Genomic DNA, 11371 nt, shown 5'->3' on the forward strand with positions numbered 1-11371 from the left:
TCGAGCTTGGTCGCAAGACGATCTACCAGGGGTCCCGTTCCTCATTCACACCGGGGTTGCATCGCAGGTCACAGCCCTAACGCACCGGTGTTGACCTGCTGATTAGCTGGTCGGCATGACTGAGCTCGGACCCGTCGCCTGGCCACCTGCCCCGATCAGGACCGAGAGGCTCGTGCTCCGTGAGCCCGAGGCCCGGGACCGTGCGGCAGTCATCGAGTTGCTGGCCTCGCCCGAGGTGGGCACCTTCCTCGGTGGCCCTCGACCGCGTGACGAGCTCGAGCGCGAGATGCCGGGGGCGCCCAGCCGACGCCCCGGCCGTTTCCTCGTCGATCTCGACGGAGCGATGATCGGCCAGATCACGCTCTACAGGGAAACGGGGCACCTTCGTCAGGCTGCCGGGAAAGCCGAGCTCGGTTACTTGTTCCTGCCGGAGGCGTGGGGATGCGGGTACGCCGCCGAGGCGTGCGCAGCGGCACTTGACTGGTTCGTCGGCGCGTTTCCCGGCGAGCCGGTGGTGCTCGCCACCCAGACCGCCAACGAGCGCTCGATGCGCCTCGCGGCGAAGCTGGGGTTCACCGAGGTGGAGCGGTTCGAGGCCTACGGCGCCGAGCAGTGGTTCGGCGTGTGGTCCTCGGTCACGCCGTCCGATTGAGCTCGTGCTCGACAGCGCGGATCCGCAACTCGACAGCACTGCTAGGACGGAGCCCAGCGCTGTTGAAACTCGTGAACATCTCACCAGGCGGAGACGGCCGAACGCCTCCCGAAACGCTGTCGAAGCGCTGTCCGTTCTCGTGGACGAAGCCAGTGACGTTGGATCACCTTGTTCGCCGTCGCTCGTCCGAGTGGCTGTCGAGACAGCGGATGAGGACCGACGGCTTCCCCCAGGAGTGCACTTCCCTGCAGATCATTGGAACCTTCAAGCGTGTGAGGCGCGTGGGGATTGGTGAGCACGAGTGAGGTGACTGGTTCTGTCGTGGCTCCGCCCGTGCTCGGCGTTTCCGGCCTGACCTGACGTCAGGGGGCTGTTGGTTTGTGAGGGAGAGCTTGTGATCGTCTGGGTGAACGGTGCGTTCGGCAGTGGGAAGACCACTCTGGTGGAGGAACTGCGTCCGCGCTGGCCGGAGGCGTTGATGTTCGACCCGGAGATGGTCGGATACGTTCTGCGGGAGATCGTGGAGGTCCCGACCGGTGATTTTCAGGACCTGCGGCAGTGGAGGCGCCAGGTCGCGAGCATGGCTGCGGGCCTGGTTGAGGAGTATGAGCGGCCGGTGCTGGTGCCGATGACGCTGGTCAATCCCGCTTATCTCGATGAGATCTTCGGGGTCCTGAGCGAAGAGGGCATCGACGTTCACCACTTCTTCCTGAAGGTCCCGGAGGACGTGCTGGTCAAACGCATTGATGGGCGGAGCTTCACCCCCGACGACCCGGCAAAGGACGAGCAGGTCCGTGCCTGGTGCAAGTCCAAGATCGAGAAGTGCTTGGCGGCCGTCGATGTTATGCCGCGGGACACCGTGCTCTTGGACGGTCAGTTGACGCCGCAGGAGCTGGCTGATGCGGTGCTCGCGCGGGTTGGTGCAGATACGCGCCGGTGACACCAGGCCGCCTCGTAAGAGCGGGCGACGAGACTCGCTGAGCCGGTGTTTCCCACCCAAGGTGTCTGGGTGGGAAACACCGGGATCCGCCGCTGGTGACACCGAGGGCAACGGCGGATTCGAGGTGGCTGAAGGCGGCAGCCTTGAGCCGGCGGACCTCGTCGCGGTGGTGGGCGTGGTCGCGAGCGGGCCATCCGGGTTGATCTCAGCTATCCCGCAGGCCGGGAGCTTCTGTCAGGCAGCGACTCGCACCGGCACGGGGACACTGACCGGTGACGTGGCCGCAGGGGGCTTCGCCGCTGTCGCGGAGGGCGAGGACGCCGCGGATCTCGGCGAGGGGTGAGTCCGGCCTGCTGGGCGTCGCGGATGAACGCGAGGCGGGTGACGGCTGTGGCGGGGTGGTCGCGGTAGCCGCCCGGGGTGCGCGGGGGTGCGGGCATCAGGCCGGCCTGCTCGTAGTAGCGGATGGTCTTGGCGGTCAGTCCGCTGACGGTGGCGAGGTCTCCGATACGCATGCTTCAAGGCAAGCCCTTGACCTTCCAGTGCACTGGAAGGTCTACCGTCAGCCGCAGAAGCCATGAGCTGGGAGGACAACGCCATGCGGATCACGGTGCTGACGGTTCCGGACTGCCCGAACGGGCCGGTCGTGGAGGAGCGGATCACCGCCGCCCTCGGCGGCCGGAGTGCCGAGGTGGGACTGGTCGAGGTGCGCGAGGAGGACGAGGCCGCGCGCTGGGGCATGACCGGCTCCCCGACGGTCCTGCTCGACGGCGTCGACCCGTTCGCGGTGGCGGGAGCCGTGCCGAGCGTGTCGTGCCGGATCTACCGCAGCGGCGGCACGGTGGACGGGGCGCCCGGCGTGGCCGACCTGTGCAAGGCCCTGACCAGCGCGGGCCTGCCGGGGACGGCGGATGAGGACTGCTGTGAGACGGATTGGTCCGATCCGATCGGGCGGGGCGGCCGTGGCCGGCTCGCTCCGGACGAACGCGGACTGCGGGCCGTCCAGCAGGCCGTGCTGCGGCACTTCGCCGCCACTGGCCGCTCTCCCGAGGACGCCGTGCTGGAGCCGGTCGCAGCGGCGGCCGGGCGGACGGCCCGGGAGGTGCTGGCGGAGCTGGACCGTGAGGACTTCCTGACCCTGGACGGGGACGGGCGGGTCCGGGCGGCGTATCCGTTCTCCGCCGTGGCGACCCGGCACCATGTGCATATCGCCGGCGGCCCGCAGGTGTGGTCGATGTGCGCGATCGACGCGCTCGGTATCCCGGCGATGCTCGGCCGGGACACGGTGATCACCTCGTCCGATCCGGTGACCGGCAAGGAGGTCGCGGTCACCTCGACGGGGGGCACGGCGGTGTGGGAACCGGCTTCAGCCGTTGTGTTCGTCGGCCGCCGTTCCTTCGCCGGGCGCGCTGCGGCAGTGTGCTGCGACGCGCTGAACTTCTTCACCAGCCGCGACTCGGCAGCCATTTGGTCGGAGCGGCATCCGGAGGTGCCCGGCGTCGTCGTCGGCCAGGAGCGGGCGGAGGAACTGGAGCGGGAGACCTTCGGTCCGTTGTTGGCCGAGCGATGAGACGGGTCAGGAATGTGGCGTCACCGGTGCCACGGCCGTGACGCCCGTCGGTTACGGCGTGCTGACGCGCTGCCTGTCCCTGGCGGGGTCGGGCAGGAGGCGGGGGACGGTCCGCACGTAGATGACCATGCCGATGACTTCGACGAGGGTCTGGGTGACCACGATGACCGCGGCAATGGCGTACGGGTCGGGCAGGGCCAGGACGAGGGGCAGGACGACCAGGGAGTTGCGGGTGGCGCCGGTGAAGACGACGGCTCGCCCGTCGGGGACGTCGAGCTTGAAGAGGCGGGCGACGGCCTTGCCGGCGAAGGCCATCACGATCAGGAACGCGGCGTAGAAGGGGACAACCTTGGCGACGTCGGTGAGGTTCCCGCCGAGTTTGGGGACCTGGGAGGCGACGACGACCAGCAGGGTCGCGGCCATGAGCGGGACCATCGTGGTGGTGGCCGCGTCGGAGACCTTCTGTCCTGCAGGCTTGCGTGCGGCCCATGCCTGGAGGGCCCAGGCCAGGGCGAGCGGGATGACGATGAGGATCAGGAAGGCTTCCAGAAACGGGCCCGCCTCGACGATGTCGGCCAGCTCGGAGCCCATGAACGCGTACAGGAAGACGGGCAGCAGCAGCATCTGCCCGACCAGCAGGAGCGGGGTCGCGGCGAGCAGGCGCCGGCTGGCTCCGCCGGCGAGGCCGCTGAAGACGATGACGTAGTCGACGCACGGGCAGAGCAGGACGAGCAGGACGCCGATACGGACGGCCTGGTCCGTGGGCAGGAAGCTGAACATCGCGGCGACCACCGCGGGAACGATCAGGAAGTTCACCGCGAGCGTGGCGGCCAGGAACCGGCCATCCCTGAGGGAGCGCAGGAGTTCGGCGGCAGGGACCTGGAGGAAGGTCACGAACAGCAGGGCGCCCAAGACCGGGTTGATGGCGTGTTCCAGGCCGGGCCCGGCGGAGGGGACGGCCAGCCCGAGGGCGGCGCCGGCGGCCATCGCGGCGATGTAGATCACCACCTGGTGGTCTTCCATCCGCTCCACCAGCGACCGAGGTTCCTGCGACACCCGTACGACTCCCTCACATGCAACGTCCGGCCGGCCCGGACCCGCCCATCCTCACAGGCCGGGAGCCGAGCCCGGCCCCGGGTCAGCGGTCGGCGCGGTCCGGTGCGGTGGGCATACCGAGATCGACCGGGCCCTCGTCACCGGTGGAGCAGGCCACCGCCCGGCGGCGGCGCCGGACGAGAACGAAGCTGATCCCGGCGCCCGCGGCCACCACCGCGAGGGCCGGCATCCAGAAGGCGCCGACGGCGGAGGTGAGCCCGATCCCGCCGAGGACGGCGAGCAGCGGGCCCGCGCAGCACACCGCGCACGCGGCGAGTGCGGCGAGGCCGGCCAGGGCCGTGCCCCACGGGCCGGACCGGCGTGAGAAGGAGGAAGGGGAGGCGGTGGTCATGCGGTCACTCCGAACAGGTCGGTGAGCAGGGAAGCGGCGTTCTCGGGGGCGCGCACGTTCAGGACGAGTGTGGCCGGGGTCATCTGCAGGGTGAAGTCGAAGAACGAGCAGCAGTCCTGCTCGGCCGCCGCCAGCGCGGCGATCTCACCGGCGAGCTCCGGTCCGGCGGGGAACGTCAGCCGCAGCCCGTCCGGAATCTCCTGGCGGCCGGACGTCTTGGCCATCAGCGCCCGCCACTGGCCGGTGCGTTGCCCGAGCTGCCCTGCAAAGAGTGTGCAGGCGACCGGCGCCTGCCGCCACGCCTCCTCCTCTTCGGCAGCCGGCCGGGTCGGCGACAGGGTGACTGCGACCGGGCCCGGCCCGGCCGTCTCACCGGTGCAGCCGCAGCCGGGGCCGCAGGCTCCCTCCGGCGCCGGGCCGGACAGCTGTCCGTGGACTTCGGTCAGGCGGTCGGAGAACGCCGTCAGCTCGGCCAGGCGCCGGTCCGCGTCCGCGATCCGGTCCGCGACCAGGGGCAGCATCCGGGCCCGCACCGCCGCACAGACACCCTGCTCCCACACGCCGAGGAGGTCGCGGATCTCCTCCAGCGGCAGCCCCAGCACCTTCGCCGAGGAAATGAACGCCAGGCGCTCGACCGCGTCCTCGCCGTATATCCGGTAGCCGGAGGCGGTGCGCTCGGCGGGCAGCAGCCCGGCCGTCTCATAGAACCGCAGCGTGGTGGCCGGGACGCCGGAGCGTTCGGCCAGCTGCGAGATGCGGTACGTGGTCATGAACCCGACGGTAAACCTTCGACCCGGCTCGAAGGTCAAGCCCGGAGGCGGTCCGGTCCGGTGCGCTATCCGGCGCTGATGTCGCGGAGCAGGCCCCGGATGCGCCGCTCGATCTCGTCGCGGATCGGCCGGACGGCCTCGACGCCCTGTCCGGCTGGGTCCTCCAGCTGCCAGTCCAGGTAGGTCTTGCCGGGGAAGACGGGGCAGGTATCGCCGCAGCCCATCGTGATCACCACGTCGGACGCCCGCACGGCCTCGGCCGTCAGGACCTTCGGGATCTCGGCGGACAGGTCGATGCCGACCTCCGCCATCGCGGCGACGGCGGCCGGGTTCACGGCGTCGGCCGGCGCGGACCCGGCGGAGCGGACCTCTACGGACTCGCCCGCGAGATGGGTGAGCCAGGCGGCGGCCATCTGCGAGCGGCCGGCGTTGTGGACGCACACGAACAGCACGGACGGCTTCGAATTCTCAGACACGGGCGGAACCTTCCGAGGCGGCGGCCCGCGCGGCTGCCGGGGTGGGCTGGGGGAAGAAGCGGCGGGCGGCCAGGGCGACGTAGACCAGGCCGATCAGGACCGGCACCTCGATGAGCGGGCCGACGACCCCCGCGAGGGCCTGGCCGGAGGTCGCGCCGAAGGTGGCGATGGCGACCGCGATGGCCAGCTCGAAGTTGTTGCCCGCCGCGGTGAATGCCAGCGTGGTGGCCTTCGGGTAGCCGAGCCCGACCGCGCGGCCGGCGGCCATCGACCCGGCCCACATCAGCGCGAAGTACACCAGCAGGGGCAGCGCGATCCGGGCCACGTCCAGCGGCTTGGAGGTGATGGCATCGCCCTGGAGGGCGAACAGCACGACGATCGTGAACAGCAGCCCGTACAGGGCGAACGGCCCGATGCGCGGGATCAGCTTCGTTTCGTACCAGGTGCGTCCCTTGGTCTTCTCTCCGATCCGGCGGGTGAGGAACCCGGCCAGGAGCGGGATGCCGAGGAAGATCAGCACGGAGCGGGCGATCTCCCACACCGACACGTCGAGGGCGGTCTGCTCCAGGCCCAGCCAGCCGGGCAGCACGGACAGGTAGAACCAGCCGAGCAGGCCGAACGCGAGGACCTGGAAGACGGAGTTCAAGGCGACGAGGACGGCGGCGGCCTCGCGGTCGCCGCAGGCGAGGTCGTTCCAGATGATCACCATGGCGATGCAGCGGGCCAGGCCGACGACGATCAGGCCGGTGCGGTACTCCGGCAGGTCCGGCAGGAACACCCACGCGAGGGCGAACATCAGCGCCGGGCCGACAACCCAGTTCAGCACCAGGGACGGGACGAGCAGGCGCCGGTCGCGGGTGACGGTGTCCAGGCGGTCGTAGCGGACCTTCGCGAGGACCGGGTACATCATCACGAGCAGGCCGAGCGCGATCGGCAGCGAGACCCCGGTGACGGTCACCTTCGCGAGCGCGTCGCCCAGGCCCGGGACGAGGCGGCCCAGGCCCAGGCCGGCGGCCATCGCGGCCAGAATCCACACGGCCAGGTACCGGTCGAGGAACGACAGCCGCCCGGCGACCGGCCCCGCAGGCACCGCCGTGGTGGTGACTTCGGCGCTCACGAAGCGGGCCCGGCAGGAACGGCCTCGGAAAGCGGCTGCCTGGCGGGGCGGGTGAGGATCGCGGCCAGGCGGTCGGTCATCTCGGGAAGCAGCCGGTAGTACACCCACGTCCCGCGCCGCTCGGAGTCGATGAGCCCGGCCTGCTTCAGCAGCTTGAGGTGGTGGGAGATCGTCGGCTGCGACAGGTCGAAGGCCGGGGTGAGGTCACAGACACAGACCTCACCGCCCGCGCGGGAGGCGATCATCGACAGCAGCCGCAGCCGAACCGGGTCGCCCAGGGCCTTGAACACCTTCGCCAGCGTCTCGGCCTGGTCCTCGTCCAGCGGGGCGGTCAGCAGGGTGGGACAGCATCCGCCGGCGCCGTCCCGGCCCAGCACCACAAGCTCTTGTTTCGACATACTTCTATGTTGACGTTTTTCGATCCAAGGCGCAAGGTTGAATCGAAAGACTTCAATTCAACCTGATCGGGGAGACCGCCATGTCCCGTGCCCAGCTCGCGCTCAACGTCGCCGACCTCGAAGCGTCGGTCGCCTTTTACTCCAAGCTGTTCGGTGTCGAGCCCGCCAAGCGGCGCCCAGGCTACGCCAACTTCGCGATCACCACGCCGCCGCTCAAGCTCGTCCTCATCGAGGGCGAGCCCGGCCAGGAAACCCGCCTGGACCACCTCGGCGTCGAAGTCGAGACCACCGATGAGGTCACCGCCGCCGCCACCCGCCTCAAGGACGCCGGGCTCGCCACCCTGGAGGAGAACGACACCTCCTGCTGCTACGCCCTCCAGGACAAGGTGTGGGTCCACGGCCCCGGCAAGGAGCCGTGGGAGATCTACGTCGTCAAGGCCGATGCCGACCAGCTGGGCAAGAGCCCCGTTCTGGACGGCGACGCCTGCTGCACCGGGCAGGGCGAGACAGCTGAGGCCACAGCGTCCGCGCCGGCTGCTGCGGGCTGCGCCTGCGGCAGTTGAGCGGCGCCGTTACCCCTCGTCCGGCTCGTCCTCCTGCGCGGCGTCCAGGTCGCGCAGGGGCCGCAGGCCCCCGCCCACAGGGGTGGAGGCGCGGAAGCTGTAGCGGCCCAGGACGTTGAGATTCGCGTGGCGCAGAGGGGACAGGCGGGCCACGTCCTGGTCCAGGACCTCGTGTTCGCGCTGGTCGTCGGGCAGTGCCCGCAACGCGGCGGTCGCGGCGTCCATGTAGCGGGTCGTCCACAGCACGGCGGCGTTCGTTGCGACAGGTCACTTGCATACTTGCCCCGAGACGCACAGGACGAAGGCGATGCGACATGACTGCACCCAGCCCGGAGCACGGGCACGGCCCGGACCACGGCTACCTGCTCGACAACCGGCAGTCCGAGGCGGGCATCCGCTTCGGCGCCCTCGCCGAACTCTTCGACCCGGTGACCTTCCGACATGTCGACCGGCTCGGCATCACCGCGGGCATGCGCTGCTGGGAGGTCGGAGCCGGCGGCCCCTCCGTTCCCGCCGGCCTGGCCGCGCGAGTCGGTCCGACCGGCGCGGTGGTCGCGACGGACATCGATGTGTCGTGGGCGCAGGGCGCCGCGGACGAAGTCGTCGAGGTACTGCGCCACGATGTCGCCGCCGATCCCCCGCCTCCCGGTGGCTTCGACCTGGTCCATGCCCGGCTGGTCCTGGTGCACGTCACCGACCGTGCCGAGGCGCTGCGCCGCATGATTCAGGCGCTGCGGCCCGGTGGTGTACTCCTGCTGGAGGACGCCGACCCCGGGTTGCAGCCGCTGCTGTGCCCGGACGAGTCGGGCCCCGAACAGCGCCTCGCCAATCGCCTCCGGTCAGGCTTCCGCGAACTCATGGCGGCCCGCGGTGCAGACCTCGCCTACGGCCGGACCTTGCCCCGCCTGCTGCGCGAGGCGGGTCTGGACGATGTGCAGGCCGATGCGTACTTCCCGATCACCTCACCGGCGTGCACCGTCCTCGAGGCCGCCACCGTGCGCCAGATCCGCGACCGGCTCGTGACGTCGGGTCTCGCCACCGACGAGGAGATCGACCGGCACCTGAAGAACGTCGCCACCGGACGCCTCGATCTGGCCACCGCTCCGCTCGTCTCCGCGTGGGGACGCCGGCCGTAACGCCCGGGGAGGCTCTCGGAATCCCGGGCCGGCGACCTGGAATTGGCCTTGGTCCGCCGCTCTCCAGAACCTCTACGGTCATCCCATGAGGATCCGAATCGTCGACGCGTTCACCGACCGCCCCTTCACCGGCAACCCCGCAGCCGTCCTGCTCCTGGACTCCGACACCTTCCCCGAAGCCGACCGGCTCCAGCAGGTCGCTCTGGAGATGAACCTCTCCGAGACCGCCTTCGCGCACCCCCTGCCGCCGGGTGGAGAGGCGGACTGGGCGCTGCGCTGGTTCACCCCGGCCACCGAAGTGGACATGTGCGGGCACGCCACCCTCGCCACAGCCCACGTCCTGCGCACGACCGGAACGGCCGGCGGAACTGTGCGCTTCGCCGCCCGCTGCGGGATCCTCACCTCCACCGCCCACCCGGACGGCTCACTCACACTCGACTTCCCCACAGCCCCGCTCACACCGGCCTCCACCCCGGCCGGACTGGCCGTCGCCCTGGGCGCGGAACCGCTGTCCGTCCACGACACCGGCGCCCACATCGGCGACCTCCTCGTCGAACTGGCCGACGAGGAGTCCGTACGGGGACTGACCCCGGACTTCGCCGGGCTGGCCGCCTGCTCACGGCGCGGCATCATCGCCACGGCCGCCGCCGAGGACCCGGCCCATGGCTACGACTACGTCTCCCGCGGCTTCTTCCCCCGGGTCGGTATCGACGAGGACCCGGTCACCGGCAGCGCCCACACCGCGCTGGCCCCCTTCTGGTCGGCCCGGTTCGGCCGTGACGAGCTGACCGGCCTGCAGGCCTCCGTCCGTTCCGGCCTGGTCCGAACATCGCTGCGCGGCGACCGCACACTGCTGACGGGCAGCGCGGTGACAGTCGTCGACGGAGAACTGCTGACCACGTTCTGACCGACGAGAGAGGGGGCGTACGCAATGAGTCGGTACGCCCCCTCCTTGCGCGCCACCCCCTCACGGAATGGGCAGCCAGCCCACCTTGCCGGCCAGCAGCGCGTATCCGACGAACGCCCCGATGTCGAGCAGCGCATGCGCCGCGACCAGGGGCCCGACGCGCCCCCAACGCCGGTACAGCAGCACGAAGACAACGCCCATCACCATGTTGCCGATGAACCCGCCGATCCCCTGATACAGGTGGTACGAGCCGCGCAGCACCGAACTCGCCACCAGGGCGGCCATCGGCGTCCACCCCAACTGCCCGAGTCTGCGCAGCAGATACCCGACGACGATCACTTCCTCCAGCACGGCGTTCTGGAGTGCGGAGAGGATCAGTACCGGGAACTTCCACCACACGTCGGGCAGCGACTCCGGAACCACCGTGAGATTGAAACCGGCGGCCCGCGCCACCAGATAGAAGGCCAGCCCGGCGCTGCCGATGCCCGCCGCGATCACCGTGCCGCGCCCCAGGTCCGACCCTGGTCTGGTCCGGTCGAAGCCGATGGCCCGCAGGCCCACACCCTCCCTGATCAGCAGATGCGCCACCAGTGCCACGGGGACCAGGGCCGTGGCGATGCCGAAGAGCTGCCAGGCGAGATCCAGCCATGGCCGTCCCGGGGCGTATGAACTGTTGAGCGTCGCGGCCTGATCCTTCAAACCCCCTGGTTTCGTCAGTGATCCGACAAAACTGATCAGGGCAGACACTCCGCTGGCACCCAGCGAGAGAGCCAGCACCAGCACCGTTTCGGACCGCAGGATCCGCCGTGACACGGCCTCTTGGGGACAAGAATCAGCCACGCACCCCTCCGTCACCTGTACACCTGCCTTCAGTTGTGCATTCGCATCTCATCCCACTCCCCGTCCCGCTGGAGTCTCGAATGCAGGTACGAAAATCATGCGCGACCGGCCGGGGAACGACCACCATTGACGATGGTGTGGTGCCCCTCCTTGTTCATCCTCAAGGAGGGGCACCACCGACATGGGACGTCACAGCTTGCCCGACGACTACGCGACGGATGGCAGCGGGGACGGTTCTCCGCCGGCACCCGCACCCCGGACTATCAGATCTGGCTGCCCGACTCCGACCTCTGGCTGGACCGTGCCCCGACCGGTGGCGGCGGGTACCAGGTCAACGACCCTGCCGAGATCCAGGCGGTGATTCTGCAGGCAGTGATGACGGCCGGGCAGACCGGCCGCGCGGCCCAGGAATAGCCGTGCCCAGGCGGGCACCGGCCGGGGACGGCAGACACCGGGCGCGCTGAGAGCCTGTCGGGTGACCTTCGATCGGAAAGCGGACGCGGTCTGGTGCGTGCGATTCCAAGGCGCTGGAAGGTCCTCGGATGGGGTCTCCCC

Annotated in this window: 15 protein-coding genes and 2 pseudogenes; 8 read left to right on the forward strand and 9 right to left on the reverse strand. The window is 70.1% G+C overall.

Annotation, left to right across the window (positions count from 1 at the left end):
• Positions 1–115 precede the first annotated feature (115 nt).
• The 3 genes from ACWD6R_RS37695 to ACWD6R_RS37705 all read left to right on the forward strand — a co-directional run bounded on the left by ACWD6R_RS37695 (position 116) and on the right by ACWD6R_RS37705 (position 1935).
• Entirely contained in the window at positions 116–652 is a 537-nt protein-coding gene (locus ACWD6R_RS37695) for a GNAT family N-acetyltransferase (protein ID WP_451822872.1), read from the forward strand.
• 394 nt (positions 653–1046) lie between these two features.
• A complete protein-coding gene (locus ACWD6R_RS37700) occupies positions 1047–1592 on the forward strand; it encodes an AAA family ATPase (protein ID WP_451822873.1) in 546 nt (181 codons plus the stop codon).
• Positions 1593–1653: 61 nt separating this feature from the next.
• Positions 1654–1935, forward strand: coding sequence for a hypothetical protein (locus ACWD6R_RS37705; RefSeq protein WP_451822885.1), 282 nt, complete (start codon positions 1654–1656; stop codon positions 1933–1935).
• 52 nt (positions 1936–1987) lie between these two features.
• On the opposite strand, the pseudogene ACWD6R_RS37710 reads toward ACWD6R_RS37705, so the two are convergent.
• Positions 1988–2107, reverse strand: a pseudogene (locus ACWD6R_RS37710) (MerR family DNA-binding transcriptional regulator); the annotation flags it as partial.
• A gap of 62 nt (positions 2108–2169) precedes the next feature.
• Here ACWD6R_RS37710 and merB point away from each other — a divergent pair.
• Positions 2170–3162, forward strand: a complete 993-nt coding sequence (gene merB, locus ACWD6R_RS37715) for an organomercurial lyase (RefSeq protein ID WP_451822874.1) — start codon at positions 2170–2172, stop codon at positions 3160–3162.
• 51 nt (positions 3163–3213) lie between these two features.
• Here merB and ACWD6R_RS37720 read toward each other — a convergent pair whose 3' ends face one another.
• The 6 genes from ACWD6R_RS37720 to ACWD6R_RS37745 form a co-directional block, all read right to left on the reverse strand.
• Positions 3214–4185 carry an arsenic resistance protein gene (locus ACWD6R_RS37720; RefSeq protein WP_451822883.1) on the reverse strand — a complete coding sequence of 324 codons (972 nt, stop codon included), beginning with the start codon at positions 4183–4185 and terminating at the stop codon, positions 3214–3216.
• Positions 4186–4300: 115 nt separating this feature from the next.
• Positions 4301–4609 (reverse strand): hypothetical protein, encoded by a 309-nt coding sequence (locus ACWD6R_RS37725; protein ID WP_451822875.1) that lies wholly within the window; start codon positions 4607–4609, stop codon positions 4301–4303.
• Positions 4606–5379: a heavy metal-responsive transcriptional regulator gene (locus ACWD6R_RS37730; RefSeq protein ID WP_451822876.1), complete on the reverse strand. Its 774-nt coding sequence runs from the start codon at positions 5377–5379 to the stop codon at positions 4606–4608. Before ACWD6R_RS37730 ends, ACWD6R_RS37725 begins: the two co-directional genes overlap by 4 nt.
• 65 nt (positions 5380–5444) lie before the next feature.
• Positions 5445–5792, reverse strand: a complete 348-nt coding sequence (locus tag ACWD6R_RS37735; protein ID WP_451822884.1) for an arsenate reductase ArsC — start codon at positions 5790–5792, stop codon at positions 5445–5447.
• A gap of 55 nt (positions 5793–5847) precedes the next feature.
• Entirely contained in the window at positions 5848–6972 is a 1125-nt protein-coding gene (arsB, locus tag ACWD6R_RS37740; RefSeq protein WP_451822877.1) for an ACR3 family arsenite efflux transporter, read from the reverse strand.
• On the reverse strand, positions 6969–7370 hold the full coding sequence (locus ACWD6R_RS37745; RefSeq protein WP_451822878.1) for an ArsR/SmtB family transcription factor: 402 nt from the start codon (positions 7368–7370) through the stop codon (positions 6969–6971). Before ACWD6R_RS37745 ends, arsB begins: the two co-directional genes overlap by 4 nt.
• A gap of 80 nt (positions 7371–7450) precedes the next feature.
• Between ACWD6R_RS37745 and ACWD6R_RS37750 the strand changes: the two genes are divergently transcribed.
• On the forward strand, positions 7451–7933 hold the full coding sequence (locus ACWD6R_RS37750) for an ArsI/CadI family heavy metal resistance metalloenzyme (RefSeq protein ID WP_451822879.1): 483 nt from the start codon (positions 7451–7453) through the stop codon (positions 7931–7933).
• 9 nt (positions 7934–7942) lie between these two features.
• Here the strand turns inward: ACWD6R_RS37750 and ACWD6R_RS37755 are convergent.
• Positions 7943–8188 (reverse strand): annotated as a pseudogene (locus tag ACWD6R_RS37755) (Tn3 family transposase); the annotation flags it as partial.
• A gap of 59 nt (positions 8189–8247) precedes the next feature.
• Here ACWD6R_RS37755 and ACWD6R_RS37760 point away from each other — a divergent pair.
• Both ACWD6R_RS37760 and ACWD6R_RS37765 read left to right on the forward strand, forming a co-directional pair.
• Positions 8248–9069: a class I SAM-dependent methyltransferase gene (locus tag ACWD6R_RS37760; RefSeq protein ID WP_451822880.1), complete on the forward strand. Its 822-nt coding sequence runs from the start codon at positions 8248–8250 to the stop codon at positions 9067–9069.
• 85 nt (positions 9070–9154) lie between these two features.
• The gene (locus ACWD6R_RS37765) at positions 9155–9976 is read left to right on the forward strand and encodes a PhzF family phenazine biosynthesis protein (protein ID WP_451822881.1); all 822 of its coding nucleotides are present in this window, start codon (positions 9155–9157) and stop codon (positions 9974–9976) included.
• A gap of 60 nt (positions 9977–10036) precedes the next feature.
• Here ACWD6R_RS37765 and ACWD6R_RS37770 read toward each other — a convergent pair whose 3' ends face one another.
• The gene (locus tag ACWD6R_RS37770; protein ID WP_451822882.1) at positions 10037–10816 is read right to left on the reverse strand and encodes a CPBP family intramembrane glutamic endopeptidase; all 780 of its coding nucleotides are present in this window, start codon (positions 10814–10816) and stop codon (positions 10037–10039) included.
• Between the two features lie 150 nt (positions 10817–10966).
• On the opposite strand from ACWD6R_RS37770, the gene ACWD6R_RS37775 reads away from it, so the two are divergent.
• Positions 10967–11230: a hypothetical protein gene (locus ACWD6R_RS37775; RefSeq protein ID WP_451822886.1), complete on the forward strand. Its 264-nt coding sequence runs from the start codon at positions 10967–10969 to the stop codon at positions 11228–11230.
• Positions 11231–11371 lie beyond the last annotated feature (141 nt).

The organism is Streptomyces sp. NPDC005151, from assembly GCF_053599875.1.